We start from the raw sequence: 25,291 nt of genomic DNA, 5'->3' as shown, positions 1-25,291 counted from the left end.
TCAGTTCAGTTCAGTTCAGTTCAGTTCAGTAATGACCAGAACCCTGCATCGAGCTCATAACCCAGGGCTGCGGCCATCTGGGAGAGGTTGCCTCGCATCGGCCGTCCCAGCTGCTGTTGGCAGAGGTCGTCCAGCAGCATCAAGCGATGCGTCACCCAGAGCTCCAAGGCCTCAGGATCAAAACGCAGGCCTTCGCTGCGGCTGAAACTGTGGGGCACCACCAGGGCGACATGGCGGATCAGGCTGCCCTGGTCGCGTTCAAGCAACAGTGGCAGCCAAGGGAACCGTGCATCCGCCCGCAGGGCCCAGAGGCGAGGTTCCGGACATTCCGGTAGTTCGCGCGGGTCATCCTGGGCTCGGGGCCAGTCGAAACGGAGCTCGAGCACTGGCCCTTGGCCGAGCAGTGTGTTCAGCGGCTGATCGCTCCAGATCTCCAGCGGCCGCAGATCCAACGACCGGATTGCAGGGGCATCGATCAGAACCGAATCCATGGGCTGGTGTGACAGGCCTTTGCGAATGATGGCCTGCAGCCCCTCCCTCGGAGAAGAATGGGAGCGTTTGATGCATGGTTCCCATGGAAACCCTTCTCTCTGCACCTGAGGTGTTCATTGCCCTCGTGGTGGCTGCCCATGCCGCTGTTCTGGCCCTGCGTCTCTCCATCAGCCTCTACGAAGCCTGATTTCAATCGGCTCGTGATATCAACGGGCGTGGAGCTGGTCTTGGCACCGTCAACGGATTGCGTTAAAAGCGGATGTTCGTGCTGATGCGGTGACCGCCAGTCAGGCTCAAAGTTCAGCTCCCCGCACGGATGCAGCCACCATGGCTGCAGCAATTCAGCGACAGACCGACCAACAAGAACTGCAGTGCAGCCTTCTCGCCCTGGCTGCCAAGGCAGGTCTTGTTTTGTTGGGCTGTGTGAGCTTGATCCGCTTGTCGGTGGCCTATCAGGAACGGATGGACCGTCACAGTGAAATTTCGGCAGTGGTGTCCATCGAGACGGCCAAATTGGACACGCTGCAGCAGCGGTTTGATCGTCTGTTCAGTATTGGAGGAGAGAAGCGCCTGATCAGCGAGCAGGATCAGTGGATCGGCCCCAATCGCTTACGTGTGATCTGGCGCTGAGATTCGTGACCAGCGGCGTTGAGATTGAGTGCTGACCGGCAGACTGACATCCTTCCTGGCTCTGTCTTGATGTCCACGCCCGGCACCGTTCTGATCACCGGCACCACATCAGGTGTCGGCCTGAATGCCACGCGCGCTCTGGTGAAGCGGGGCTGGACGGTGATCACTGCCAATCGCAGTCCGCAGCGAGCAGCGGCTGCCGCTGATGAACTGGACCTCCCCAAGGAGCGGCTTCAGCACGTGTTGATGGATCTGGGTGATCTCGACAGTGTGCGCCGAGCGGTTGATGCCTTGCCCGAGCGGTTGGATGCCTTGGTCTGCAATGCGGCGGTCTACAAACCGAAACTGAAGCAGCCGGAGCGCTCTCCCCAGGGGTACGAGATCTCGATGGCCACCAACCACTTTGGTCATTTCCTGCTGGTGCAGCTGCTGTTGGGTCGGCTCAAGACGTCCACCCACCCCTCCAAGCGGGTGGTGATCCTGGGCACTGTGACCGCCAACTCCAAGGAACTGGGAGGCAAGATTCCCATCCCTGCGCCGGCGGATCTGGGGGATCTCTCCGGGTTTGAGGGCGGTTTCAAAGACCCCATCGCCATGGCCAGTGGCAAGCCGTTCAAGCCTGGCAAGGCTTACAAAGACAGCAAGCTCTGCAACATGATCACCACCCAGGAGCTGCACCGCCGCCTGCACGGAGACACGGGAATCACCTTCACCTCGCTCTACCCCGGCTGCGTGGCGGATACCCCGTTGTTCCGCAACACGCCCAAGGCCTTTCAGACGATCTTCCCCTGGTTCCAGAAGAACATCACTGGCGGCTACGTCTCCCAGGCTTTAGCCGGAGAACGGGTGGCAGATGTGGTGGCCAATCCCGACTTTGCTGATTCCGGTGTGCACTGGAGCTGGGGCAACCGCCAGAAGAAGGATGGTCAGCAGTTCAGCCAGGAACTATCCGACAAGGCCACCGATCCGGAGACGGCCCGGCGGGTGTGGGAGTTGTCCATGGCCTTGGTGGGTTTGGCCTGAGCCTGATTAGCAGGGGGCTAAAAGCTTGCTTGCTCGTATCGGCTCTCTATCCAGGCGATGAGCCTCGAAGCGGTGGTTTGATTGAGGTGGTCGTTGCCTAGATATTCGATTTATTTCTCTGGAGTGCAATCACATTCAGGATCACACTCCAGGAAGGGCTGAAGTTAAATGGCCAAGTTGGGCTGGTTTTATTGCTCCAGGACGCAGAAATAATCTCTTCAGTCGAAGCCCAGCAGGTCGAAGATTTCGCGGTCTTTGAGGGATACGGCCTCCAGGGGCTCCACCTTGTCGAGCATGTTCTGGGCTAACCGCAGGTATTCATTGCGCACAGCTTCCACTGCCTCATCGTCATCATCCATTTCAAAGATGGTGCATTTCTTCAGCCTCGACCGACGAATTGCATCCACATCCCTGAAATGGGCCATGGTGCGCAGGCCGGTGCGTTCGTTGAACTTGTCGATCTGATCAGTGTCAGCAGAGCGGTTCGCGACGACGCCGCCCAGCCTCACCTTGTAGTTCTTGGCTTTGGCCTGAATCGCCTGAACGATGCGATTCATCGCGAAGATCGAATCGAAATCGTTGGCCGTCACGATCAGGCAGTAGTTGGCGTGTTGCAGCGGGGCGGCAAAGCCACCACACACCACATCGCCGAGTACATCGAAGATCACCACATCGGTGTCTTCCAGAAGGTGATGCTCCTTGAGCAGCTTCACGGTCTGTCCGGTGACGTAACCGCCGCAGCCAGTTCCTGCTGGCGGGCCACCACTCTCAACGCACTGCACACCATTGAAGCCAGTGAAGACGAAATCCTCCGGTCGCAGCTCTTCGCTGTGGAAGTCCACCTCCTCGAGGATGTCGATCACCGTCGGCACCATCTTGTGGGTGAGGGTGAAGGTGCTGTCGTGTTTAGGGTCGCAGCCGATCTGAAGCACCCGCTTGCCCAGTTTTGAGAAGGCGGCTGACAGGTTTGATGAGGTAGTGGATTTGCCGATCCCACCTTTGCCGTAGACGGCAATCACCAGGGTCTCCTCCTGGATGTCCAGTGCTGGGTCCTGGTGGACCTGAACACTGCCTTCGCCGTCCGCCGGTCGCGTCAGAGTCGTGGTCATTCAGCGACCTGTGCAAGAGAAGTCATTTTCATTCAACAGCAGCAGATGTGCAGTGGTTGGTTTTCACTAAGAAATGAAAGATCTGGCCCTTGGCTAGGTGGCAAGAGCAGAATTTCTTTCAATTAAATAAAAAGAAATGAGTGCAATTGCTCATGCCTTGAAGTGGGCTTTGGCGTCATAGAGCGTTTCGCTGCTGATCTCCCGGCAGCCCACATCGCGGGCGTAAGCCTCGGTGTTGCGACGCACCTTGCCCCGTACGAAGAAGGGGATCTTCTTCAGTTCGGCTTCCCCATCGGCTGTCCATTGCAGACAATCTTGGCCGTCCTCCGGGACGTCGCTCAATGCGGAAATGTCTGCTGCTCCGGCACCACCGGCATGGCCCAAATGGCTCTGGTGGCCATCCACGAATTCGAAGTCGTGGCGGAACATTCCGATCAGGTGTTCCTCTAGTCCCATCATCAGCGGATGCACCCAGTCGTCGAAGATCACGTTTGCCCCTTCCCAGCCCATTTGGGGGCTCATCCGGGCCGGCACGTCTTGAACATGCATCGGCGTGCTGATCACGGAGCAGGGAATCCCCAGCCGCTTGGCGCTGTGTCGTTCCATTTGTGTTCCGAGCACCAGTTCTGGCGCTGCCTCGGCCATGGCGGCTTCCACTTCTAGGTAGTCGTCACAGATCAAGGCCTCCAGGCCCAGGGCCTTGGCGGCCGCCCGGACGGGCCTGGCCATCTCCCGGCTGTAGGTTCCCAGCCCCACAACGCTGAAGCCCAGTTCTTGGCTGCAGATCCGTGCTGCTGCAATGGCATGGCTGCCGTCGCCGAAAATGAACACCCGCTTGCCGGTGAGATAAGTGGAGTCCACAGACTCCGAATACCAAGGCAAGCGTGAGCGTTTGTAGCCCTCGTCAGCAGCGGGTGCCTCGAGCCCCAGCAGGGTGTGCACTTCGACGAGGAAATCGTGGGTGGCGCCCACACCGATCGGTACCGTTCGACTGAAGGGCATGCCGAAGTTGCGCTCCAGCCAGCTGCAGGTGGATTCGGCTACCTCCGGATAGAGGCAAACGTTCAGATCGGCATCGGGGATGCGCTTCAGATCGTCCACCCCCGCACCGAGCGGTGCCACCACGCCCACATCGATGCCGTGCAAGGTGAGCAGCTTCTGCACCTCCAGCACGTCGTCGCGGCAGCGGAAACCGAGCAGAGACGGCCCCAGCAGGTTCACCCGGGGTCGACGGCCCTCCTCTTTCCATGCCTGGGGGTCATGGTTGATGTCTGTGGGGGCCTGCGCTTTGAGCAGGTTGCGGATTAATTGATAGAAGGTCTCCGCAGCTCCCCAGTTCTCCTTCTTGCTGTAGGCCGGCAGCTCAAGATTCACTACCGGCATGGTTAGATCCATGCCCTGGGCCAGGGCGCCCGGTTGATCCTGAATCAACTCCGCGGTGCAACTCTCACCCACCAGCAGGGCATCGGGTTGGAAGCGGTCCACGGCTTCGCGCACATGCCGTTTCACCAGTTCTGCGGTGTCACCCCCGAGATCTCGGGCCTGGAAAGTGGTGTAGGTGACCGGCGGACGTTGCCCGCGCCGCTCAATCATCGTGAACAGCAGGTCGGCGTAGGTGTCCCCCTGGGGGGCATGGAGCACGTAGTGCACGCCGTGCATCGAGGCGGCGATACGCATGGCCCCCACATGGGGTGGCCCTTCATAGGTCCAGAGCGTTAGTTGCATGGGATCAGGCGTGCACGGTTTGGTCGGGGTTGCTCGGATGTAGGCCGGGTCGAATCATTTGCCGGCGACGCAACGGTCTGGAAAACAGTTCCGCCAGGTCTCCGGCTTGGTCGATGCCGTGAATCGGGCTGAACACCAATTCGATCGACCATTTGGTGGCGATGCCTTCGGCCTCGAGCGGATTGGCGAGGCCCATGCCACAGACAACAAGGTCCGGTTGGCTGGCGCGCACCCGGTCCAGCTGTTGCTCCACGTGCTGCCCCTCCATCACCGGTGTGTCGTCGGGGAGCAAGGCCAGCTCAGCGGCCATCTGTTCACGGTTCAGATAAGGCGTTCCCACCTCCACCAACTCCATGCCGCATTCGCGTTGCAGGAACCGGGCTAGGGGCAGTTCGAGTTGGGATTCGGGGAGAAGAAAGATCCGCTTGCCCTCCAGCACGGCGCGGTGGCGGGCCAGGGCGCTTTGGGCCCGTTCCATCAACGGATCGAGCACTGCGGCGATCCGCTCGTCCGGGAGATGGAAGGCATTGGCAGCAGCCTCCATCCAACGGCGACTGCCTTCGGCTCCCAGGGGAAATGGGGCCGTGAGAACTGTGGCGCCGCGATCGCTCAGCAAGCGGGCGGTTTCGGTGAGAAAGGGTTGGGTGAGTAGCACCGTGGTTCCCGCTCCCACCCCAGGCAGGTCAGTCGATTGCCGCGGAGGCAGGCTGTGAATTGTCTCGATGCCCATCCGCTGGAACAGATGAATCAGCCTGTCTTCCACCGCATCGGCGAGGGTGCCCACCAGTAGCAACTGCCGCTCGTCGCTAGCGGGGAGGAGCGGAATCAGCGCCGCCAGCGCCCCGTCTTCTCCCTGGGTAAAGGTGGTTTCAATGCCGCTCCCGGAGTAATTCACCACCCTCACTCGGCCGGAGAGCTCGTCGTTCAGCCGTTCGGCGGCCCGGGCTAGATCCAGCTTGATCACTTCGCTGGGGCAAGAACCCACCAGAAACAGCGTGCGGATCTCGGGACGGCGTTGCAGCAGTTCCTTGCAGACGCGATCTAGTTCGTCGTGGGCATCGGCGAGGCCGGCCAGGTCCCGTTCGTTGAGAATCGCGGTGCCGAAACGGGGTTCGGCAAAAATCATCACCCCAGCGGCGCTCTGGATCAGATGGGCGCAGGTGCGGGATCCCACCACCAGAAAGAAGGCATCGGGCATGCGCCGATGTAGCCATACGATCGAGGTCAGTCCACAGAACACCTCCCGTGGTCCTGATTCCTTTAACAGGGTGGGCCCGGCCATGGCCGCTCCATGCGACGTTCGCCCCTCAAGCTGCAAAAGATTGGGGCTTGGATGCCAAACCCAGCGCAAACTCTTCGGGATCAGGCCTGGCCGACAGAGCTTGCTTTGCGATCAAAGGCGGCGGCGGAATCCGTCGTAACGCTCTGAACGGTCGCTCTCCTCTGTTTTGCTCAAACGCCAAACGTTGCGGCTGACCCGACGGGCAACGAGGCCGCCGCGTTCTGCCCGTTCCGTTCCCGGTCGGGCGCCAAGAAGCATGCTCACTTCAGCCGTGGTCAGGGGGGCACCTGTTTCGATGGCCAATGCAGTCAGCTCTAGGCGTTGACGCAGCTGACGCAGACGATCTCTGTCTTGATTGCCTGATGCCTCCAGCCAGGGCAGATCCACCTGCCCATCCTGCGCGAGGCGTTGCATCAGGCCGAAGCTCACCATCCCAAGGGCTTGATCAGCGTTGAGATCAACTGGTTTTAAAGAAGACTGCTCAGTCATTGCAGGATCTCGAGAGGTTTTCTGGACGGTATCGGCTGTCTTTCAAGGTGCAAGACCGCTGGCTCTAACTCTTTGAGGGCCCGTTTGCCCCGGATTCGTCCGGTACACTCCCCGCCATGACCCGTTTTGCCAGCTTCGATGCTCGGGAGCGGCGACGCGGCGGTAGTGCTCTCGTCACCGGGACTGAGGTGACCTCCCAGCAGGGAGGGGCAAGTTGTGTTGTCACGACGGATTCTGAGTCTCCCCGGCTGCTTCGCCAAAACAGCCAAGTGCAGTCGATCGAACTGCGCACCCACGTGTTCATCGACTCGCTGCAACCTCAACTTGCGGCCTACATGGGGTCGGTGAGTCAAGGATTCCTGCCCATTCCTGGAGACGCCTGCCTCTGGATGGAGGTTTCTCCGGGCATGGCGGTTCACCGCGTCACCGACATTGCTCTGAAAGCCAGCAATGTTCGCCTCGGCCAGATGGTGGTGGAGCGGGCTTTTGGTTCGATGGCCCTTTATCACCGCGACCAGAGCACTGTTCTCCATTCCGGAGATGTGGTGCTGGAAGCGATTGGCAGCACGATTGAGCAGCGTTCTCCAGCAGAGGTGAGCTGGACCGAAGTCATTCGAGCAATTACGCCGGACCACGCCGTGTTGATTAACCGCCTCAACCGACGCGGTTCCATGATTGAGGCCGGGATGAGCATGTTCATCCTGGAGACTGAGCCGGCGGGGTATGTGCTGATTGCTGCCAATGAGGCTGAAAAATCCTCGAATATCACTTTGGTGGACGTGAAAGCTGTGGGTGCCTTTGGACGCCTCACCCTGGCGGGGCGTGAAGGTGATGTTGAGGAAGCGGCGGCAGCAGCGATGCGCGCCATCGACCATGTCAACCGCAACGCACGATTGCGCTGATCGCTCTGCTCGCTGATCGTTGAACTCAGTTCAGGTCAAGAAGTTGGCGTAATTGAGGTGCCAGAGCTCGTGCTGCTTTGCCACGACTGCCCAGTCGGCTGAGTTGTGCCGGGTTCAGTTCGCCATAGGTGCAACGGGCTTCACGCACCCAGAGCAAGGATTCAAAGCCGCCACCTGGGTAGGCCGGTGCGCTGAGGAGCTCACCCCAGCAAATGCCCTCTGCCGCCGCTCGGCACGTCCCTGTGGGGTCGCTCAGCACCATCGTGCTGCGGAAGCAGGCGCTGCGATAAAGGGACGGGCCAAGCTCCGCAAGGATTCTCTGCACTTTGGCGTCGTTGCCTTCGGCGTATCGGGCGGAAAACAGGCCAGGCGCGCACTGGAGTGCATCAACTTCAAGCCCGGAATCGTCTGCAAGCGCCCAACCTTGAGTTCGCAGTGCTGCTGCGGTGGCCTTCAGCTCGGCGTTTTCCCGGTAGGTGCTTCCCGTTTCCTCAACATCCAGATCATCGGGTTGACGCTGAACGTGGATGGGAAGCGGACCCAGCATGGCCTCAATTTCAGCAACCTTGGTGGGGTTACCCGTGGCAATGGTGAGCTGAAGCGACAAGGGGGCCGACAAATGAGGGCCTCCATTGTGCGGGCTGATTGGGGGGTAGGACTTAAAAATCTCTGGATTCGACCGAGCAACACGCATTTGGGTTGAACATTCCACCCCTCAGCAAGGCTTTGGGAACGTGTTGCAGCGTGAAGCTATGGAGTTTCACCACGCTCGACAACGACTTGTGCGGATGTGATCACAGGAACCACCACAGCAGACCGGAACAGTGAGGCACTGCGTGATAAGCCCAGCTTATTTAGTTCACTATGGACAGTGATCAAGAAAGTCTTCCGAATCGCTTGACGGGAAGGGTTCCGGCAAAGCAATGTCCCGAGCGAACATTCCACCTCTTTTCCCGGTAGGCAATGGCTAACGAAACCATGGGCATCGCCCTCGGCATGATCGAGACCCGCGGTCTGGTCCCCGCCATCGAGGCAGCTGATGCCATGACCAAGGCTGCCGAAGTGCGCCTGATTGGTCGCGAGTTCGTCGGTGGCGGTTACGTCACCGTTCTGGTGCGCGGCGAAACCGGTGCTGTGAACGCTGCAGTGCGTGCTGGCGCTGATGCTTGCGAGCGCGTCGGTGACGGCCTGGTTGCTGCTCACATCATTGCCCGCCCCCACCGCGAAGTGGAGCCTGCACTGGGCAACGGCAACTTCCTTGGTCAGAAGGACTGAGATCTTCCGCTGAGCCTCTGACGAGGCACGCGAACGTCTCACCCTCTTCACCGACCTAACGGAGTTTTCCCATGAGCAAGAAGTACGACGCTGGGGTCAAGGAGTACAGGGATACCTACTGGACTCCTGATTACGTCCCCCTCGACACCGACCTGCTGGCCTGCTTCAAGTGCACCGGCCAAGAAGGTGTGCCCAAGGAAGAAGTTGCCGCTGCTGTGGCCGCTGAATCCTCCACCGGCACCTGGTCCACTGTGTGGTCCGAGCTCCTCACCGATCTCGACTTCTACAAGGGCCGTTGCTACCGCATCGAAGACGTCCCTGGTGACAAGGAGTCTTTCTATGCCTTCATCGCTTACCCCCTCGACCTGTTCGAAGAGGGTTCCATCACCAACGTTCTGACCTCCCTGGTCGGCAACGTCTTCGGTTTCAAGGCTCTCCGCCACCTCCGTCTGGAAGACATCCGCTTCCCGATGGCGTTCATCAAGAGCTGCTACGGCCCGCCGAACGGCATCCAGGTCGAGCGCGACCGGATGAACAAGTACGGCCGTCCCCTGCTGGGTTGCACCATCAAGCCGAAGCTCGGCCTGAGCGGTAAGAACTACGGCCGTGTTGTCTATGAGTGCCTGCGCGGCGGTCTGGACTTCACCAAGGACGACGAGAACATCAACTCCCAGCCCTTCCAGCGTTGGCAGAACCGCTTCGAATTCGTTGCGGAAGCCATCAAGCTGTCCGAGCAGGAGACCGGTGAGCGCAAGGGTCACTACCTCAACGTGACTGCCAACACTCCCGAAGAGATGTACGAGCGCGCTGAGTTCGCCAAAGAACTCGGTATGCCTATCGTCATGCACGACTTCATCACCGGTGGCTTCACAGCCAACACCGGTCTGTCGAAGTGGTGCCGCAAGAACGGCATGCTCTTGCACATCCACCGCGCCATGCACGCGGTGATCGACCGTCATCCCAAGCACGGCATTCACTTCCGCGTTCTCGCCAAGTGTCTGCGTCTGTCTGGTGGTGACCAGCTCCACACCGGCACCGTGGTCGGCAAGCTGGAAGGTGATCGTCAGACCACCCTCGGCTACATCGACCAGCTGCGCGAATCCTTCGTGCCCGAAGACCGCAGCCGCGGCAACTTCTTCGATCAGGACTGGGGTTCCATGCCTGGTGTGTTCGCCGTTGCTTCCGGCGGTATCCACGTCTGGCACATGCCCGCACTGGTCGCCATTTTCGGTGACGACTCCGTGCTGCAGTTCGGTGGTGGTACCCACGGTCACCCCTGGGGCTCCGCTGCTGGTGCTGCTGCCAACCGTGTGGCCCTCGAGGCCTGCGTCAAGGCACGCAATGCCGGTCGCGAGATCGAGAAGGAAAGCCGGGACATCCTCATGGAAGCCGGTAAGCACAGCCCTGAGCTGGCCATCGCTCTCGAGACCTGGAAGGAGATCAAGTTCGAGTTCGACACCGTCGACAAGCTCGACGTTCAGAACTGATCGTTTCTTCGGCCGGTTGATGCAACCGGCCACCCCTTTTTCTTAAACCCAGGATCCCCATGCCTTTCCAGAGCACCGTGGGTGACTATCAAACAGTCGCCACCCTGGAGACCTTCGGCTTCCTCCCGCCGATGACCCAGGACGAGATCTACGACCAGATCGCGTACATCATTGCCCAGGGTTGGAGCCCGCTCGTTGAGCACGTCCATCCCAGCAACTCCATGGCCATCTATTGGTCTTATTGGAAGCTCCCCTTCTTCGGTGAGAAGGATCTGAACGTTGTCGTCAGTGAGCTCGAGGCTTGCCACCGCGCATACCCCGATCACCACGTGCGCATCGTCGGTTACGACGCCTACACCCAGAGCCAGGGTGCCTGCTTCGTGGTCTTCGAAGGACGCTGATCCTTCGGACCCATGGTTCTGAGCCCTGACCTGATCAGGGCTCCAGCTTTTTTCGGAGGGGCAAGTGCCCTTCCACCTCACGACGACTCCCTCGGGCGGACATGGCAAGACTCTCCAGTCGCGAACTCGCATTAGAACGCCGTAAGGCGCTGACCACTTCCGGTAAGAAGTCCTCAGCGGCAGCTGGTACTGGCGCCAACCGTGTTCGCACCGTTGATGACGCCCGTCCCACCCGCACGAACGTGGCTGCAGTTGCTGAACCTGCTTCCGCACCTGTTGTTTCCGCTGCTGTAGCTCCGCAGCGAACAACTTCGTTCACAGCTGCTCCTTCCAGGCGCACTTCACAGGTCAAGCCCCATCGCGATGCCAGTCGTGATCTGGTGCTTGCACGCCGTGAGGCCCTGTCCCGTCGCGGCAAAACCGCAGACACCAGCCGCGATCGCAACCGCGCTGATTTGGCCCGTCAAACCAAAGCTGCTCCAGCTCCTGCACCCGCTGAAACCACCAAGAGCTGTGGCTGCGGAGGCAAGCGCGCTGCCGAAAAGACTGCACTGACCTCATTGAGTGCATCAGCTCCCAAGCTTTCCGTGCGCACGGAACGTCGCGCATCGGCCCCTAAGCGTCGCGCTATCGAGAATCCCAGTCGCGCCCTCGTCTTGGCCCGCCGCGACGCCATGGCCAAGCACGGCAAAACCGCCGGTAAGCAGTCCACCAGTGCCGCTGCTGTTGCCCGTCAGGCCAACCCTGATCTCACCAGCCGTGAGCTGGCCCAGCAGGTGCGCGAGTTGCGCACCAAGGCCGGTGCACGCAACAAGCAGAGTGCCGGTGTTACTCGCCCCACCGGTCCCAACCGCCATGGCGCCAAGCAGGCTGCTGCCGCTGATGCCCATTGGAAAGTTGGTGAAAGCACCACCACTGCTGGTCAAACAGTGACCGGCACCCAGGCCAACCGCTCGGTCAAAACCACCGGTAACGAAGCCAGCACCTGCCGATCGATCACAGGTACGGAGTATCTGGGGGCTGAAGTCTTCCAGACCTTCTGTCAGACCGCTCCGGCTGCCACGACGCCAGCCAAAGTGCGTGTGACGGCCACCAGCCATGGCAACCGTGTCACAGGCAATGAAGTGGGTCGCTCTGAGAAGGTCACCGGTGATGAGCCTGGCACCTGCAAGAGCGTGACCGGCACCGAGTACATCTCGGCCAACCAGTCTGCTGCTTACTGCGGTGGAGGTGTGAGTTCCCCCCGCAAGGTGGGTCACAGCCTCACGGAACAAGGTCGTCCCGTCAGTGGCGTGATGGTGGGTCGTTCCGCCAGTGTCACCGGCGACGAAGCCGGTGCAAGCCGCAGCCTCACGGGCGATCAATACCTCGGTTCTGATCCCCTCCCCGAAGGCCGTCCGGCCGCCAAAGTCGGTTTGTCCGGCACCCTGTCGGGTACGGGAGTTACTGGAACTTTGGTGGGTCGCTCCTCCCAGGTCACCGGTAATGAATTCGGCTCCTGCCACCGTGTGACAGGTGATCAATACATCAGTGCTGAGCAGGTCAATGCCTTTTGCGGCGGCAAGCCTGAGCCTGAAGCTGCCAAAGTTGGTTTCAGTGTCACCAACCGCAACCAGGTGGTGAGCGGAACCCGCACCGGCCGTTCGGAGCACGTCACAGGTGACGAGCCCGGTAGCTGCCAGGCAGTAACGGGAACTCCTTATGCAGGCCTCGAGCAGGCCGGCCAAAACTGCGGTACTCCCGCAGTCCAAGCCATTCGTGAGCGCACCCCTGTGCGTCCCGGAACCCCTTCCGCTGCGATGACTGGGATTCAACCCGGAGTCGGCGGTGTCATGACTGGGGATAAACGCGGCGCTTGTGAAGCGGTGACCGGCACTCCTTATGTCGGCGCTGATCAGTTGGCTTCTGCCTGTGGCGCTGATGCCCCTGCCGGCACCGACACCCACGGTCAATCCCCTGAGGGTGCTGCCTGGACCCGTTTCAGTGTTGTTTCTCCCGCCCGCGCTGCTCAGCAGCAGCGTGATGCACGCTCCGGTGTAACCGGCACGTCTTACGAGGAGGGGAATCGCATCACCGGCCCTTTTGACATGGCTGGCGGCAAGGTGACCGGTACCGAGCAATTTCGCTTCGATAACCGCGAGTTCCAAAACCGCCAGCAACAACGTCAGTTCCAGCCCACCGTTGCTGTAATCAGTGAGCCCACTGACAAGCCCGCATCGCGGGTCACCGGTGAAGGCTCTTCCACCAAGATCACAGGCGATGACTGGGATCGTGGGGAGCATGTGACCGGTACAGAGGGTGCATCGGCGCGCCGTCGCAATCCCAGCCGTCCTGGTCCGATGAGTGCCATGTCCTCTTTTGAGCGCAAGCGCAATGAAGAGACCGAATGGCCTGTTAGTCGGGTCACTGGTTCCAGCGGTAACACCGAGAAGGGGTCCCTGATCACCGTCTCCGGCGGCGCACGGGGCTGATTCATTGATGGTTCGCTCCAAGCCTTTCCGTGGCGGGCGACCTCAGGCCCCCTCGGCTCCAACCCGTCTCCAGCTTCAGCAGCTGGCCAACATCACTGATCCTGCAGAGATGGCTCCGGATATGGAGTCGTCGACCCGCCAGGCTGCTTTGCAAAGGCGTCGTGCCTTAACAACCTCTGGCAAAGCAGCGCAATTGGATCGTGGTTCGGTCGCTGCAGGCCGGATTCGCTCCAGCAACGACGCTCAGCGTCCTGCTCCCTCCCAGCCCGGTTGGGTGCGGCGCGAGAAAGCAGCCACCCGGGCTGTTCCTTTCAATCTGAGTCGTAGCTCACTGCCGATCACCCATCGGCGTCATCCGCTCACGGATGCAGCGGCCAATGGCCGTCTGCAGGCCTATGAGGAAGAGATCAAGGGACGTTTCGATCGGATCGTTCCCCTGCTTCAGCAGGTTTCAGCGTTGCAGCATGAAACCGATTTCATTCCCCAGGCCCAACGGCTTTGCAGGTCAGAACTCGGTTTCGACTTGCCGGATCACATCCTTCAGAGGGCTTGGGTGCGTCCTCTCGACATGCGCGCCCTGTTCGCGTGGTGTGTTTTTGAAAGCCATCGCTTGTTCAGCGACCGCTTTTTCCAAGACGACCCCCTGAGTGGAGCCACTGGCAGTGATGCCTCCAGAGAGTTTGAACAGTTCCTGCTCGACTGCGGCATTCATCTTCTTGATCTGACCCCCTGTGCTGACGGGCGCCTTGCGCACACCGTGGCCTACGCCCTGCGCATTCCCTTCAGCGCTGTGCGTCGACGCTCCCATGCCGGCGCCATGTTTGACGTGGAAAACACGGTGAATCGTTGGGTCAAAACAGAGCATCGCCGTTATCGCGAAGGCGCTCCGAATCCCTCCACCGAACCAACCCGCTATCTGAAGGTGGTGACTTACCACTTCAGTTCCCTCGACCCCTCCCACCAGGGCTGCGCTGCCCATGGCAGCAACGATGAATTGGCGGCTTCGGCTGGTCATCAGCGACTGCTGGATTTCCGTGAGTCGGTGGAAAACAGCTTCTGCTGCGGTGCTTCCGTTGATCTTCTCTTGATCGGCCTCGACACCGACACCGATGCGATCCGTGTTCATCCCCCGAGCCGTGACAGCGAAATGGTGCTCGACCGTTGGCTTTGCGCCAGGGAACTGCATGCAGCCACGGCATCCATGACTGCCGATCAGGCCATGGCTCAAATTGCTGAAGCCGTCGAAAGCTCCGCACCTGCCCCCATGGATGCGGGGATGGTGGCCTTCCTGACCCGATTGATCGCCAACAACATCTCCCAGATCGATTACGTGCAGGATCTGCACGGTGGTCCCTATCCGGATGCTGGCCACGCGGAGCGTTTCATCGGCGTTGGTATCGGTTTCAAGGAGGTGCATCTGCGCAACCTCACCTATTTCGCCCACCTCGACACGGTTGAGGAGGGAGCTCCTGATCTCGATGTGGGGGTCAAAATTTTCAAGGGCCTGAATGTGGCGCGGGATCTTCCGATTCCGATCGTGGTGCGTTTCGACTACTCAGGCCGTGTCCCAGGAGCCCGAGAACGGGCCATCGCTGATTGCCAACGGGTGAATCAGGCCATCGCCGATCGCTATGCAGCTCTCGTCAACGAGGGTTTGCTCCACACTTGTCTCACCATTCGCGACCGTAACCAGACGGCTCCGGCCGAGGTCGTCGGTTCCACGCTCGACCCGCAACTTCCGGAGGCTCACTGATCATGCTCATCGTCAAGGTCATCAAGCCGCTCGTCTCCACCAACCGGATCCCCGATTTCGAGCACAAACATCTCCAAGTGGTTCTCGATGGCAGCACCAAGAAGGTGGCCGTCGATGCTGTCGGTGCCAAACCTGGCGACTGGGTGATCTGCGTCAGCAGCTCAGCGGCCCGCGAAGCTGCCGGAAGTAAGTCGTACCCAAGTGACCTCACCATTGTGGGGATCATTGATCACTGGGAGCCTGATCCGCCGAAGACTGCGGCGCCCTCTCCTTCGCCCAGCCCTAGCAGCAAGCCTGCAGGAGGCAAAGCCAGCTGATGGAAATCATGCAGGTGATGGGCACGTTGATCTGCTCCTACAGGATTGCAGGGCTTGATCACATGCATCTGCGCATTCTGCGCAACAACAAGGGTAAGAAGCTGGTGGCCGTCGATCCCGTTGGTGCCCGTGAGGGCAACTGGGTGTTCACCGCCAGCGGTTCGGCGGCACGGCATGCCTGCCCTGACAACACCGTCCTCACCGATCTGACCATCGGTGGAATTATCGATTTCTGGAATCCGGACGGATAGGGACCACCCATCTCCCTCCGCCGTTTCCGTTCCGTTTCCACACCTTCACAGCCATGGCTACTCCTTCCCCCACTCCCCGTCGTCGCACCACCCGCACCTCTGCTGCGGCGAACAAGACCGTGGATGTGAAGCCAGTGGCCAGCACTTCTGCAGCAGCATCCACCCCCGCCAAAGCTGCTCCTGCAACAACAACTTCTCGCGCGACCACGACGACGCGCCGCAGCAGTGGATCCAGCACGGGTTCAGGTGGCAGATCGGCGGTGGCTAAACCCGCTGCGACGCCTTCCCCCAAAGTCCCCGGTGTGGCCTTGGGCTTGATCGAAACCCGCGGGATGGTTCCTGCCATTGAGGCAGCCGATGCGATGACCAAGGCTGCGGAAGTCACCCTGATCTGCCGTGAATATGTGGGTGGTGGTTACGTCACGGTGATGGTGCGCGGTGAAACCGGTGCCGTGAATGCCGCTGTGCGTGCTGGTGCTGATGCCTGCGAGCGGGTCGGTGACGGCCTCGTTGCTGCTCACATCATTGCCCGCCCCCACAACGAAGTGGAACCGGTGTTGGCCGGTAGTGGTGCAGCTCGCCGTAGCTGAGGGACAAAAAGCCACCTCATTGCCGTTCACAAAGAGCTCTTTTGCTGATGACCGGCTCTTAGATTCGCCGGCCATCTAGCGACCAGCTCGATCATCTTCCCGCTCGCTGTTTTGACTCCGGAGCTTTCGCTACCTCAGCAGACCGCCTGGTTGATCCCGCTCTACGGGTTCATCGGGATGTTGGTCTCTTTGCCCTGGGCTTGTGGCTGGTTCCGGCGTGATGCGCATCGACCGGCGGCGTATCTGAATATTTTCCTGACCCTGGTGGCCTTCGTTCACGGAAGCCTGATCCTGCAGGAGGTGTACCAATCAGGGCCAGTGGATCTGGCCTTCCCTTGGCTCACTGTGGCCGACCTGGAGCTGGATATCAGCTTCAGCCTTTCGCTCACCAATCTGGTGGCCCTCGAGTTGATTACGGGCCTCAGCCTGCTGTCTCAGGTGTATTCCCTGGGATACATGGATAAGGAATGGGCGTTGGCCCGTTTCTTTGCGTTGCTCGGGTTCTTTGAGGGGGCGATGAGCGGCGTTGTGCTCAGCGACTCCCTGTTCCAAAGCTATTTCCTGCTGGAGATGCTGACGCTCTCCACCTATCTGTTGGTGGGCTTCTGGTATGCCCAACCCCTTGTGGTGACCGCCGCACGGGATGCCTTCCTCACCAAGCGCGTTGGAGATGTGCTGCTGCTGATGGGTGTGGTGGCGCTCTGCAGCTACTCCGGCGTGATGGGGTTCAACGATCTCTATGCCTGGGCCGCCCAGGACACCCTCTCCCCGCTGGCGGCGACGTTGTTAGGCCTGGGTCTGGTCGCAGGCCCAACGGGCAAATGTGCCCAGTTCCCCATGCACCTCTGGCTGGACGAAGCCATGGAGGGCCCGAATCCCGCCTCGATTCTCCGCAATTCGGTTGTGGTGACCTGCGGCGCGATTGTGCTGTTGAAGGTGATGCCGATCCTGCAGCTCTCTCCCATCGCTATCGGCGTGATGCTCGTGATCGGCAGCATCAGTGCGATCGGTGGCTCCCTGGTGGCCCTGGCCCAGGTCGACATCAAACGAACGCTGTCGTACTCCACCACTGCTCATATGGGTCTGGTCTTCATCGCCATTGCGCTGCAGATCCCGGTGCTGGCCCTGTTGCTCCTGTTCACCCATGCCGTCTCCAAAGCTCTGCTGTCGATGAGCATTGGTGGGGTGATTGCTTCCACCAACTGCCAGGACATCACGGAGCTGGGTGGTCTGGGCAGCCGGATGCCTGCCACCACCACAGCCTTCCTGGTGGGGGGTGCCGGCCTGGTCGGGTTCCTTCCTCTGGGTGGTTTCCTGGCGCTTGCTCAGTCGATCGAGTTGCTGAGCGTGCGCTCAGTGCCGTTCATGGCTGTGTTCTTGCTCACCAATGCCCTCACTGCCGTTGGGCTGGTGCGGCTGTTCCGCCATGTGTTCATGGGCAATGCATTGATCAAGTCCCGCCGGGCTGCTGAGGTCAACTGGCAGATGGCCCTGCCGATGGTGGCGCTCACCGTGATTGTGCTGATCACGCCGCTGCTGCTGGTGCGGCTTGAGTCTCTCGATGGTTTGCTGGCCTTCCCCCTCTGGGCAGCAGCGCTTGTGGTGGGAAGCGGCCTGCTGGGACTGCTGGCCGGCGCGGTGCTCCCCTTGAGCAAGGCCTGGTCCCGTTCGCTCAATCCTCTGCTGCGCTGGTGGCAAGACCTCTTGGCCTACGACTTTTATACAGAGCGCTTCTATCGCCTCACCATCGTCAATGTGGTGGCTGGCTTCTCCCGGCTCGCCTCCTGGTTCGACCGAAATGTTGTAGATGGGCTGCTCAATGGTGTGGCTCGTTTCTCCATGGCCAGCGCCGACAGCCTCAAGCTCAGCGTCAGCGGCCAGAGCCAGTCCTATGTGCTCACGGTGCTTCTGGCCATCGTTCTCTTCCTCACCGCGGTGAGCTGGTTCCTCACCTGATCGCCTCGAGATGCTGCTTTCCCTTCTCCTCCTGATCCCCTTCCTCGGGGCCCTCGTGTTGATACTTTGGCCAGGATCGCCATCGAGCGCACGCTTGCGTGATGTCTCCATCGTTGTGCTGGTGGTTCAGTGCCTGGTGAGCTTTGCGCTGCTGTTGCCCTTTGACGCAGCCGATGCCGGCCTTCAGCTGGTGGAACAGGCCCGCTGGGTGCATGCCATTGGCCTGGATTACGCCCTGGCGCTGGATGGCCTGTCACTGCCGCTGGTTCTGATGAATGGGGTGCTTTGCCTGGTGGCCGCCATCGCGTCTCGCACGATCGAGAACCGCCCCCGTGTGTATTTCGCCCTGTTGTTGGTGATCTCCGGCGCCGTGAATGGAGCCTTCTTGGCCCAGAACCTGCTGCTCTTCTTCCTGTTCTACGAATTGGAACTCATCCCGCTGTGGATGCTGATCGCGGTTTGGGGCGGTGCCAATCGTGCCTATGCCGCTACCAAGTTTTTGATCGTGACGGCGGTCTCAGGGGTTCTGATCTTGGGGGCTTTCCTCGGCATCGCCCTGGTCACCGGGACCATGGACTTCAGCCTTCGCCCCATCCTGGCTGGTGAATTGGGCATGACGGCCCAGTTGATTCTCATGGGGGCTCTGCTGATCGGCTTTGGCATCAAAATTCCCCTCTTCCCTTTCCACACATGGCTTCCGGACGCCCACACTGAGGCGTCAACGCCGGTGTCGGTTCTCCTGGCTGGCGTTCTCCTGAAGCTTGGAACTTACGGTCTGCTCCGCTTCTGCCTCGGCTTGTTCCCGGAAGCCTGGCAGATGGCTGCTCCATGGTTAGCGGGATGGGCTGCAATTTCCGTGCTTTACGGATCCCTGGCGGCTATCGCCCAGACCGACATGAAGCGAATGGTGGCTTACAGCTCCGTGGGCCACATGGGATATGTGCTGCTTGCCGCCGCCGCCGCCACACCGCTTGGCCTGATGGGTGCTCTCTTCCAGATGGTCAGCCATGGCCTGATCTCTGGGGTGCTGTTCCTCGTGGTGGGTGTCGTCTACGCCCAAACCGGGACCCGCGACCTCAATGTTCTCCGTGGCCTGTTGAATCCCCAGCGCGGCCTGCCCCTTACCGGATCACTGATGATCATTGGCGTTATGGCGAGCGCCGGAATTCCGGGGATGGCGGGCTTCATCTCCGAATTCCTGATTTTCCGCGGCAGTCTCCAACCTTTCCCCCTGGCCACGTTGCTGTCGATGGTGGGATCAGGCCTAACGGCTGTGTATTTCCTGTTGCTGGTCAACCGTGCCTTCTTCGGTCGCCTAGCGATTGCCCCCGGCGAGGTCGTGAATCCCCGTATCCTCAACCCCGTGGCGTTGCGGGAGCAGTTTCCGGCCATCGCCCTGAGCCTTGGTGTGCTGGTGCTTGGCCTTGCTCCTGAGCTGCTTTCGAACCTCAGTGAAGCGGCGACAACGGGCCTCAGCCTGATCACCGGAGATCTGTCATGACCCCGACATCCGTGTCCCCCGTTCAGCCCCCGGTTTTACCGGCTCAGGAGGAGCTGATCCGCCGGCTGCTCAGCGATACGCCTCTGCTCAAAGACACCCCCGATCATCTGCTTCAGGTGGTCAATGTCTTGGAGAGCTACGGCCTGGTTCTCGATGCTTACAGCAAGAACTTGGTGGACCAGGGCGAGAAGCAGATGCTCAACCCCTTCCCGGTGTTCCGCTTTTTCCATGAGGGGTTCAGCGTCAAGCGCCTCTGGAAGCACCTGTTGGGTGACCGGATCAATTTTGAGTACGCCGAGTACTGCCAGAAGGCGATGTTCTGGCACGGCACCGGGGGGCTTGATGCCTACCTGGACACGCCCGAATTTGCAGAGGCCTGCCAGCGGGTGATCAAGCGCAAGTCGGCTCGAGATCCGCTACTTGCTCTAAACAACCGCCTCTATCCCGACTTCGCGCCTGAGGCCATTCGCTCGCTCACCACGATCTACTGCCTCGGCTTGTTTTGGCGGGTGATGAGTGACATCTTCATCGACCTGGCGCGCCGTTATGCGATTAAGGAAGTCACCTGCGTCAACGATGTGGTGCATCACATCCGTGACGGTTTGGTGGCGGCTGCGGGAAGCCCGATTGAATACAAGGTGTCGATCGGCGGTGAAGAGATCTGGGTGTTGCCGCCCGAAGCCGGCCTCACCTTCCTGATGGATGTGGCGGTGCCCTACGTGGAGGCTGTCTTCTTCCGAGGCATGCCCTTCTTGGGAACGGTGTCGTACAACGCCCAGGCACGTCAGATCTCACCAGACATCAGTGATTTCAAGTACGGCGCCCTTTACGCCGATCCGATTCCGAGCATGGGTGCGGGGATTCCCCCAAGCCTCTGCATGCAGGATATGTACCGCCATCTGCCTGAGGAACTAAGCCTCTGGTACGACGACCACGGTCGGGGGCAGACCGATGTGCATGTGCAAATCTGCGTCAGCTTCCAGAAGTCGATGTTCTGCGTTACCAATGCCGCCATCGCTGGAACGATGCCCCATCCGCTCGACAGCGATGATCCTGAGCAGCAGGCGGCCAATCGGGCCTATGCGGAGTCCTGGGCCGGGCGCTTGATGGGCTGCCAGCGGGTGGCGCTCCTCTAGGTTTTCAACAGGTTCAGGTTGATCGGGGGGCTCTGATGAATCAGTGGCAGGAGCGGAAACGACCCGTGTGCCTCGAATGTCGCTTTGAGTTCGACAGCTACGACGCCACCCGTGATTTCCTTGACAAGCTTGGCGAGCACAGCGAGGCAACCCAACGCTTCCCCGACATCAGCTTCGGGCGCACCTACGTGAACATCACCCTTCGTCCTGAAGAGGACAGCCCCGATGCACAGCTGAGCGAGGCCGATCGCGCCTTTGCCGCTGAGATCGATGCCCTCCTCCGTTGATCTGGCATCGGCCTATGCCGATTCCGGGGTGGCTGAGGTGTTGGACCAACTCGATCAAGAGCTGATCGGACTCGCCCCTGTTAAGACGCGGATCCGTGAGATCGCTGCCCTGCTCCTGGTGGATCAGGCTCGACAGCAATTGGATCTGCCCAGCACCGCGCCGAGTTTGCACATGTCGTTCACCGGGCACCCCGGTACCGGCAAGACCACTGTGGCGCAGCGGATGTCGCAAATCCTGCACCGCCTGGGCTACCTGCGCAAAGGCCATGTGGTCACGGCCAGCCGTGACGATCTGGTGGGTCAGTACGTGGGCCATACCGCCCCTAAAACCAAAGAGATGCTCAAGCGGGCCCAGGGCGGTGTGCTGTTTATCGATGAGGCCTACTACCTCTACAAACCGGATAACGAACGCGACTACGGCGCCGAGGCGATTGAAATTCTGCTGCAGGAGATGGAGAGCCGGCGCAGCGACGTGGTGGTGATCTTTGCGGGTTACAAAGATCGGATGGAGACGTTCTATAGCTCCAATCCCGGACTGTCCTCACGGGTGGCCCATCATCTGGATTTTCCGGATTACAGCGACGACGAGCTGATGGCGATCGCAGGCTTGCTTCTGGATGAACAGCATTACCAATTCAGCGCTGAGGCCGAAACAGCTTTCTGGGACTACGTGTCGCGCCGGCGTCAACTGCCCTTTTTTGCCAATGCGCGCTCGATACGCAATGCCTTGGATCGGGCCCGTCTTCGTCAGGCCAACCGTTTGTTTTCGCGGATGGGGGAGTCCCTGACCAGGCTGGATCTCACCACGATTGAGGCGGCAGATATCCGGGCCAGTCGTGTGTTCAATGGCGAGGTGGAGGGCCACCATCCGGGGAAACATGAAGCCTGATCAGTTGAGCCATGCAGAGGCCAATGAGCAGGCCTGCCGCGCCGTGCCCCTGCAGTAGGGCGAGCCCCAGCACCAGAACAGCCAACGGCGCAGGAAGCACGTAGCGGTACAAGGCACCGGTGAGTGCTCCGCACCAGCTGCCAAGACTGCCCAGATCCGGGAGGAGTAGATGCAGCCCCATCCCGATCGCGCAGGCGACCAGGAACAGGGGAAAAAACACCCCCCCGCGCCAACCGGTTTCCAGACACAGGCCCAGCATCAGCAGTTTCACCATCGCGGAGAGCAGTAGGAGCCAGGCCTCATTCGAGTTCTGGCCTTCCAGCAGGGGCCGCATCTGGTCTTCTCCTGCGAAGGGAACCAATGGCAGCCAATGCATGCAGGCCCCCAGCAGTAAACCGGTCAGCAGCGGCCACCAGGGCCAGTGGGCCATGAGTTGGCGACGCTTGAGCCAGCCTTGCCAGCGCAGCAGCAGCCAACCCAGCCCGCAGCCGATTACTCCACCCAGTGCGCCTGCGCTCAGGGTGCCGAGGTCTTCCCCCAGAGTGCTGGGCCAGATGTAGGGGAGCCGTTGGAGCGATCCGCCGCTGGCGGCACCGATGCCATGAAATGCAGCAAAACCAGCCAGGCCGCCGAGGCTTCCTGGCAGCCAGCGGTCGAGGAAAGTCTGTTTTCTGTTCGGTTGGGGGGCTTCGCCAACAACAGCACCCCCGAGCAGTGGCGCCCCGAACATCCCGAGGCTTCCCGCCACCGTTGCCGCCTGGAGTTTCTGGTCTCGCCCGCGCCAAATCCTTTGGCTGATCAGTGCGGCCAGGCGGCTCATCAGGGCCTCCGGCCCGACGGCACCTCCACCGATCTGGGCCAAGGCCGCTCCAAGAAGACCACGGCCTTCATCGCGCTTCGGAGCCTGGTCCGGATGATTCAGATCGTTCAGGGTCTCCCTGAGCTCAGGCAGCAATGTGGTGGGGCCTGGTCGATGCAGCAGCGACAAGATCAAGCCGCAGCCGCCGCAGATGAGCAGCGACCAGCCCAGGGGCAGGCCGCGGTCCAACCCTTCCAGGATTGGGTCTCCCCAGAGCATCCGGCTCAAGCTGTCGATCCAGCCCATACCAAGAGCGACACCGGCGCCGCTCAAGGCTCCGGTGAGCAGAGCCATCAGGCTGAGTCGAAAGGGAGTCACCAGTGCGGGTCGGTGGCGAAGTCAACGGAGAGTTTCGCTGATTTCGAAGCGGGCACGGTGCTGATGCAGGCGCGCACCACCTTTCCATTCACCTCGATTTCGCAAGCCCCACAGCTGCCTCCTAGGCAGCCGGTGGGAATGTTGATGCCTGCTCCATTGGCGGCCACCAACCAGTCGTCACCGATGCGTTCCTGAGTTGTGCGGCCATCGGGCCAGCGCACGGGGATCGAGGTCATGGCTGGAGCAATGGTGCAAGGTTCACATGCTGCTCGAAGGCGTCGGCCAATCGATCCAGCAAAAGGTCACGGTGCACGCTGTGGTTTTTGGGCTCGTTGGGCAACGGCTGGAGACCACGCTGCCGGCGAAGGCTGTTGAGCCAGGCTCGTCTCCAAGGGCCATTGTCGAGAAGACCGTGTAGGTAGGTGCCCACCACGCTCGATTCCTTCGGGCCGGGAGTCCACCAACCCAAGCCAGGGTCGCTGCTCAGCGGCTGAAGACCGGGGTCTGGGATGGTGGTTCCGTAATGCAGTTCAAATCCCGTCAGCTGCGTGTCCATGGGCCAAAGGCTTTGGATGCTGCGCTGGCGCAGGCTTTTCGTGCCGGTGAACGTGGTCGCCAAGGGCAGGAGTCCCAATCCGCTCTGTAGCCCCATCTGATCCATGCCCTCGAGCCCCTCAGGATCGTTCAATGTTTGGCCCAGCATCTGCATTCCGCCGCAGATGCCCAGGACGGAGCCACCAGCGCGGGCGTAAGTCTTGAGTTGGTCGCCGAGTCCGCTGTTGGTCAACGCCTCCAGATCGCGCAGCGTCTGTTTGCTTCCCGGAAGAATCACGGCATTGGGCTCTCCCAGTGGTTCACCGGGCTGAATCCAGCGCAGCCTCACGCTGGGTTCGGCCTCCAGAGGATCGAGGTCGGAGAAATTGCTGATGGAGGGCAGCCGCAGCACAGCGATCTCCAGATCGGTGGTCCCGCGGGTGGGTTTGCGTTCCAGCAGATCGAGGGAGTCTTCTGGCGGGAACAGATCGTTGAGCCAGGGCATCACCCCCAGCACTGGAACCCCTGTGTTGGCCTCCAGCCAGCTTCGACCCTCATCAAAAAGCTCTCGACGGCCGCGGAAGCGGTTGATCAGGATGCCCTTGATCAGGGGGCGCTCCACCGGTCGCAGTAGGGCGAGCGTGCCGACGACCTGGGCAAAAACTCCGCCTCGCTCAATGTCGGCCACCAGCAGGCAGTTGGCCCTTAGGTACTGGGCCAGGCGCAGGTTGGTGAGGTCGCGGCGCTGCAGATTGACCTCCACAGGGCTTCCCGCCCCCTCCAGCACCAGCCGACCCTGGGGCCATTGCTGCTGGAGCTGCATCAGCCCGGTCCGGATGGCCTGCCAACCCGGTCGGAACCAGTCGCGGTAGTAGTGCTCTGCGCGGGCTGTCCCCACGCTCCGGCCCCCATGGATCACCTCACTGGTGCTGTCTCCCCGGGGTTTGAGCAGCACTGGATTCATGGCGCAGCAGGGCTCAAGACCGGCCGCCCAGGCCTGCATGGCCTGGGAGTAGGCCATCTCCCCGCCATCGGCATCCACCCAGGCGTTGTTGCTCATGTTTTGCCCCTTGAAGGGCAGCGCCTGCTCTCCCCGTCGTTGGAGCACCCGGCATAACGCCGCCGTCATCAGTGATTTGCCAGCCCCGCTTGAGGTGCCAAGCACCATGAGAGGGCGAGGAGTGGTTTGCATTACAACGGCCAGTGCCGACGCAGGCTGTGACGCAGTCGATCCAGCACTGGGATCTGACGCTGCAGGATTGCAGGATCTTCATCCAGAAGCTGGCGACCCAGGGGGGTGAGCCTGAAGCGGCTGGTCAGCCCCTGCCCATCCACTTCCCGGCGCAGCACGCCCACACTGATCAGCCAACGGAGATCGTCTTCGAGGGCCTCGCTGTTGCGGAACCAGCGCTCCTTGCGGCTGTAGCGGCCCGGCTCGCTCCAGAGGTCGCCAGCATCCAAGCCTTGCTGCTGAAGATCTCGGTAGAGGGCCTCCGAGAAGGGCAGACATCCCATCGCCCTGCAGGCCCGGTCGCGGCTGCGTTGATCCAGCAGGTCTGTGGGGTGAGCGATGGCGAAGCCTCCCGTCCCTGGCAGCCTAAGGAGCGTTGTTCT

Annotated in this window: 27 protein-coding genes; 17 read left to right on the top strand and 10 right to left on the bottom strand. The window is 60.8% G+C overall.

Annotated features, from left to right (window positions below):
- Window positions 1–20: 20 nt before the first annotated feature.
- Window positions 21–491: a CRR6 family NdhI maturation factor gene (locus DXY29_RS06635; RefSeq protein ID WP_115023902.1), complete on the bottom strand. Its 471-nt coding sequence runs from the start codon at window positions 489–491 to the stop codon at window positions 21–23.
- Window positions 492–574: 83 nt separating this feature from the next.
- Here DXY29_RS06635 and psaM point away from each other — a divergent pair, with 83 nt between their 5' ends.
- The 3 genes from psaM to DXY29_RS06620 all read left to right on the top strand — a co-directional run bounded on the left by psaM (window position 575) and on the right by DXY29_RS06620 (window position 2,145).
- A complete protein-coding gene (gene psaM / locus DXY29_RS06630) occupies window positions 575–679 on the top strand; it encodes a photosystem I reaction center subunit XII (RefSeq protein ID WP_170951253.1) in 105 nt (34 codons plus the stop codon).
- 140 nt (window positions 680–819) lie between these two features.
- Window positions 820–1,122 (top strand): hypothetical protein, encoded by a 303-nt coding sequence (locus tag DXY29_RS06625; RefSeq protein WP_115024328.1) that lies wholly within the window; start codon window positions 820–822, stop codon window positions 1,120–1,122.
- A gap of 69 nt (window positions 1,123–1,191) precedes the next feature.
- Window positions 1,192–2,145 carry a protochlorophyllide reductase gene (locus tag DXY29_RS06620; RefSeq protein WP_115024327.1) on the top strand — a complete coding sequence of 318 codons (954 nt, stop codon included), beginning with the start codon at window positions 1,192–1,194 and terminating at the stop codon, window positions 2,143–2,145.
- A 218-nt stretch (window positions 2,146–2,363) separates the two neighbouring features.
- Here the strand turns inward: DXY29_RS06620 and bchL are convergent, their stop codons facing one another.
- The 4 genes from bchL to DXY29_RS06600 all read right to left on the bottom strand — a co-directional run bounded on the left by bchL (window position 2,364) and on the right by DXY29_RS06600 (window position 6,750).
- The gene (bchL, locus tag DXY29_RS06615) at window positions 2,364–3,254 is read right to left on the bottom strand and encodes a ferredoxin:protochlorophyllide reductase (ATP-dependent) iron-sulfur ATP-binding protein (RefSeq protein WP_115023898.1); all 891 of its coding nucleotides are present in this window, start codon (window positions 3,252–3,254) and stop codon (window positions 2,364–2,366) included.
- A 150-nt stretch (window positions 3,255–3,404) separates the two neighbouring features.
- A complete protein-coding gene (locus tag DXY29_RS06610) occupies window positions 3,405–4,979 on the bottom strand; it encodes a ferredoxin:protochlorophyllide reductase (ATP-dependent) subunit B (protein WP_115023896.1) in 1,575 nt (524 codons plus the stop codon).
- Between the two features lie 4 nt (window positions 4,980–4,983).
- Window positions 4,984–6,261: a ferredoxin:protochlorophyllide reductase (ATP-dependent) subunit N gene (locus DXY29_RS06605; RefSeq protein WP_115023895.1), complete on the bottom strand. Its 1,278-nt coding sequence runs from the start codon at window positions 6,259–6,261 to the stop codon at window positions 4,984–4,986.
- Between the two features lie 111 nt (window positions 6,262–6,372).
- Window positions 6,373–6,750, bottom strand: coding sequence for a hypothetical protein (locus tag DXY29_RS06600; protein WP_115023893.1), 378 nt, complete (start codon window positions 6,748–6,750; stop codon window positions 6,373–6,375).
- Window positions 6,751–6,866: 116 nt separating this feature from the next.
- Between DXY29_RS06600 and DXY29_RS06595 the strand changes: the two genes are divergently transcribed.
- On the top strand, window positions 6,867–7,652 hold the full coding sequence (locus DXY29_RS06595) for a BMC domain-containing protein (protein ID WP_115023891.1): 786 nt from the start codon (window positions 6,867–6,869) through the stop codon (window positions 7,650–7,652).
- Between the two features lie 25 nt (window positions 7,653–7,677).
- On the opposite strand, the gene DXY29_RS06590 is transcribed toward DXY29_RS06595, so the two are convergent.
- Window positions 7,678–8,199 (bottom strand): non-canonical purine NTP pyrophosphatase, encoded by a 522-nt coding sequence (locus tag DXY29_RS06590; protein WP_244279349.1) that lies wholly within the window; start codon window positions 8,197–8,199, stop codon window positions 7,678–7,680.
- 416 nt (window positions 8,200–8,615) lie between these two features.
- Between DXY29_RS06590 and DXY29_RS06585 the strand changes: the two genes are divergently transcribed.
- The 13 genes from DXY29_RS06585 (at window position 8,616) to cbbX (ending at window position 21,966) form a co-directional block, all read left to right on the top strand.
- Window positions 8,616–8,927, top strand: coding sequence for a BMC domain-containing protein (locus DXY29_RS06585; protein WP_006169870.1), 312 nt, complete (start codon window positions 8,616–8,618; stop codon window positions 8,925–8,927).
- A gap of 71 nt (window positions 8,928–8,998) precedes the next feature.
- Entirely contained in the window at window positions 8,999–10,414 is a 1,416-nt protein-coding gene (locus DXY29_RS06580; protein WP_115023888.1) for a form I ribulose bisphosphate carboxylase large subunit, read from the top strand.
- Between the two features lie 59 nt (window positions 10,415–10,473).
- Entirely contained in the window at window positions 10,474–10,815 is a 342-nt protein-coding gene (locus DXY29_RS06575) for a ribulose bisphosphate carboxylase small subunit (protein ID WP_115023886.1), read from the top strand.
- A 101-nt stretch (window positions 10,816–10,916) separates the two neighbouring features.
- Window positions 10,917–13,286 carry a CsoS2 family carboxysome shell protein gene (locus DXY29_RS06570; protein ID WP_115023885.1) on the top strand — a complete coding sequence of 790 codons (2,370 nt, stop codon included), beginning with the start codon at window positions 10,917–10,919 and terminating at the stop codon, window positions 13,284–13,286.
- A gap of 7 nt (window positions 13,287–13,293) precedes the next feature.
- Window positions 13,294–15,039, top strand: coding sequence for a carboxysome shell carbonic anhydrase (locus DXY29_RS06565; protein WP_115023883.1), 1,746 nt, complete (start codon window positions 13,294–13,296; stop codon window positions 15,037–15,039).
- Window positions 15,040–15,041: 2 nt separating this feature from the next.
- Complete coding sequence (locus DXY29_RS06560) at window positions 15,042–15,356, top strand: carboxysome peptide A (protein WP_115023881.1); 315 nt, start codon at window positions 15,042–15,044, stop codon at window positions 15,354–15,356.
- A complete protein-coding gene (locus DXY29_RS06555; protein ID WP_115023880.1) occupies window positions 15,356–15,607 on the top strand; it encodes a carboxysome peptide B in 252 nt (83 codons plus the stop codon). Before DXY29_RS06560 ends, DXY29_RS06555 begins: the two co-directional genes overlap by 1 nt.
- Window positions 15,608–15,660: 53 nt before the next feature.
- The gene (locus tag DXY29_RS13885; protein ID WP_115023878.1) at window positions 15,661–16,197 is read left to right on the top strand and encodes a BMC domain-containing protein; all 537 of its coding nucleotides are present in this window, start codon (window positions 15,661–15,663) and stop codon (window positions 16,195–16,197) included.
- 111 nt (window positions 16,198–16,308) lie between these two features.
- On the top strand, window positions 16,309–18,153 hold the full coding sequence (locus DXY29_RS06545; RefSeq protein WP_115023876.1) for an NAD(P)H-quinone oxidoreductase subunit F: 1,845 nt from the start codon (window positions 16,309–16,311) through the stop codon (window positions 18,151–18,153).
- Between the two features lie 10 nt (window positions 18,154–18,163).
- Window positions 18,164–19,654 carry an NADH-quinone oxidoreductase subunit M gene (locus DXY29_RS06540; protein ID WP_115023875.1) on the top strand — a complete coding sequence of 497 codons (1,491 nt, stop codon included), beginning with the start codon at window positions 18,164–18,166 and terminating at the stop codon, window positions 19,652–19,654.
- Window positions 19,651–20,790: a CO2 hydration protein gene (locus DXY29_RS06535; protein WP_115023873.1), complete on the top strand. Its 1,140-nt coding sequence runs from the start codon at window positions 19,651–19,653 to the stop codon at window positions 20,788–20,790. Before DXY29_RS06540 ends, DXY29_RS06535 begins: the two co-directional genes overlap by 4 nt.
- A 35-nt stretch (window positions 20,791–20,825) precedes the next feature.
- Window positions 20,826–21,077 carry a 4a-hydroxytetrahydrobiopterin dehydratase gene (locus DXY29_RS06530; RefSeq protein ID WP_115023871.1) on the top strand — a complete coding sequence of 84 codons (252 nt, stop codon included), beginning with the start codon at window positions 20,826–20,828 and terminating at the stop codon, window positions 21,075–21,077.
- The gene (cbbX, locus tag DXY29_RS06525; protein WP_115023869.1) at window positions 21,061–21,966 is read left to right on the top strand and encodes a CbbX protein; all 906 of its coding nucleotides are present in this window, start codon (window positions 21,061–21,063) and stop codon (window positions 21,964–21,966) included. Before DXY29_RS06530 ends, cbbX begins: the two co-directional genes overlap by 17 nt.
- Here cbbX and DXY29_RS06520 read toward each other — a convergent pair.
- From DXY29_RS06520 to DXY29_RS06505, 4 genes are read right to left on the bottom strand one after another with little or no spacing between them, the layout of a single operon-like run.
- Window positions 21,920–23,143: a chloride channel protein gene (locus DXY29_RS06520; RefSeq protein WP_115023867.1), complete on the bottom strand. Its 1,224-nt coding sequence runs from the start codon at window positions 23,141–23,143 to the stop codon at window positions 21,920–21,922. The genes cbbX and DXY29_RS06520 overlap by 47 nt on opposite strands.
- Window positions 23,140–23,379, bottom strand: a complete 240-nt coding sequence (locus DXY29_RS06515) for a 2Fe-2S iron-sulfur cluster binding domain-containing protein (protein ID WP_115023866.1) — start codon at window positions 23,377–23,379, stop codon at window positions 23,140–23,142. The genes DXY29_RS06520 and DXY29_RS06515 overlap by 4 nt, the downstream gene beginning before the upstream one ends.
- Window positions 23,376–24,869 (bottom strand): cobyric acid synthase, encoded by a 1,494-nt coding sequence (locus DXY29_RS06510; RefSeq protein ID WP_370631255.1) that lies wholly within the window; start codon window positions 24,867–24,869, stop codon window positions 23,376–23,378. The genes DXY29_RS06515 and DXY29_RS06510 overlap by 4 nt, the downstream gene beginning before the upstream one ends.
- Window positions 24,869–25,192: an Npun_F0494 family protein gene (locus DXY29_RS06505; protein ID WP_226398824.1), complete on the bottom strand. Its 324-nt coding sequence runs from the start codon at window positions 25,190–25,192 to the stop codon at window positions 24,869–24,871. The genes DXY29_RS06510 and DXY29_RS06505 overlap by 1 nt, the downstream gene beginning before the upstream one ends.
- Window positions 25,193–25,291: the final 99 nt, after the last annotated feature.

The sequence above is a fragment of the Synechococcus sp. UW69 genome (assembly GCF_900474185.1).
Lineage (GTDB): Bacteria > Cyanobacteriota > Cyanobacteriia > PCC-6307 > Cyanobiaceae > Parasynechococcus.
Note: the sequence above shows the minus strand (reverse complement) of the source record. Positions and strands in the feature narration are given on the sequence as shown.

Coding starts and splice junctions, on each gene's coding strand:
- DXY29_RS06635 (WP_115023902.1), bottom strand. CDS start 491: ATGGATTCGGTTCTGATCGATGCCCCTGCAATCCGGTCGTTGGATCTG.
- psaM (WP_170951253.1), top strand. CDS start 575: ATGGAAACCCTTCTCTCTGCACCTGAGGTGTTCATTGCCCTCGTGGTG.
- DXY29_RS06625 (WP_115024328.1), top strand. CDS start 820: ATGGCTGCAGCAATTCAGCGACAGACCGACCAACAAGAACTGCAGTGC.
- DXY29_RS06620 (WP_115024327.1), top strand. CDS start 1,192: ATGTCCACGCCCGGCACCGTTCTGATCACCGGCACCACATCAGGTGTC.
- bchL (WP_115023898.1), bottom strand. CDS start 3,254: ATGACCACGACTCTGACGCGACCGGCGGACGGCGAAGGCAGTGTTCAG.
- DXY29_RS06610 (WP_115023896.1), bottom strand. CDS start 4,979: ATGCAACTAACGCTCTGGACCTATGAAGGGCCACCCCATGTGGGGGCC.
- DXY29_RS06605 (WP_115023895.1), bottom strand. CDS start 6,261: ATGGCCGGGCCCACCCTGTTAAAGGAATCAGGACCACGGGAGGTGTTC.
- DXY29_RS06600 (WP_115023893.1), bottom strand. CDS start 6,750: ATGACTGAGCAGTCTTCTTTAAAACCAGTTGATCTCAACGCTGATCAA.
- DXY29_RS06595 (WP_115023891.1), top strand. CDS start 6,867: ATGACCCGTTTTGCCAGCTTCGATGCTCGGGAGCGGCGACGCGGCGGT.
- DXY29_RS06590 (WP_244279349.1), bottom strand. CDS start 8,199: ATGCTGGGTCCGCTTCCCATCCACGTTCAGCGTCAACCCGATGATCTG.
- DXY29_RS06585 (WP_006169870.1), top strand. CDS start 8,616: ATGGCTAACGAAACCATGGGCATCGCCCTCGGCATGATCGAGACCCGC.
- DXY29_RS06580 (WP_115023888.1), top strand. CDS start 8,999: ATGAGCAAGAAGTACGACGCTGGGGTCAAGGAGTACAGGGATACCTAC.
- DXY29_RS06575 (WP_115023886.1), top strand. CDS start 10,474: ATGCCTTTCCAGAGCACCGTGGGTGACTATCAAACAGTCGCCACCCTG.
- DXY29_RS06570 (WP_115023885.1), top strand. CDS start 10,917: ATGGCAAGACTCTCCAGTCGCGAACTCGCATTAGAACGCCGTAAGGCG.
- DXY29_RS06565 (WP_115023883.1), top strand. CDS start 13,294: ATGGTTCGCTCCAAGCCTTTCCGTGGCGGGCGACCTCAGGCCCCCTCG.
- DXY29_RS06560 (WP_115023881.1), top strand. CDS start 15,042: ATGCTCATCGTCAAGGTCATCAAGCCGCTCGTCTCCACCAACCGGATC.
- DXY29_RS06555 (WP_115023880.1), top strand. CDS start 15,356: ATGGAAATCATGCAGGTGATGGGCACGTTGATCTGCTCCTACAGGATT.
- DXY29_RS13885 (WP_115023878.1), top strand. CDS start 15,661: ATGGCTACTCCTTCCCCCACTCCCCGTCGTCGCACCACCCGCACCTCT.
- DXY29_RS06540 (WP_115023875.1), top strand. CDS start 18,164: ATGCTGCTTTCCCTTCTCCTCCTGATCCCCTTCCTCGGGGCCCTCGTG.
- DXY29_RS06535 (WP_115023873.1), top strand. CDS start 19,651: ATGACCCCGACATCCGTGTCCCCCGTTCAGCCCCCGGTTTTACCGGCT.
- DXY29_RS06530 (WP_115023871.1), top strand. CDS start 20,826: ATGAATCAGTGGCAGGAGCGGAAACGACCCGTGTGCCTCGAATGTCGC.
- cbbX (WP_115023869.1), top strand. CDS start 21,061: ATGCCCTCCTCCGTTGATCTGGCATCGGCCTATGCCGATTCCGGGGTG.
- DXY29_RS06515 (WP_115023866.1), bottom strand. CDS start 23,379: ATGACCTCGATCCCCGTGCGCTGGCCCGATGGCCGCACAACTCAGGAA.
- DXY29_RS06510 (WP_370631255.1), bottom strand. CDS start 24,869: ATGCAAACCACTCCTCGCCCTCTCATGGTGCTTGGCACCTCAAGCGGG.
- DXY29_RS06505 (WP_226398824.1), bottom strand. CDS start 25,192: ATGGGATGTCTGCCCTTCTCGGAGGCCCTCTACCGAGATCTTCAGCAG.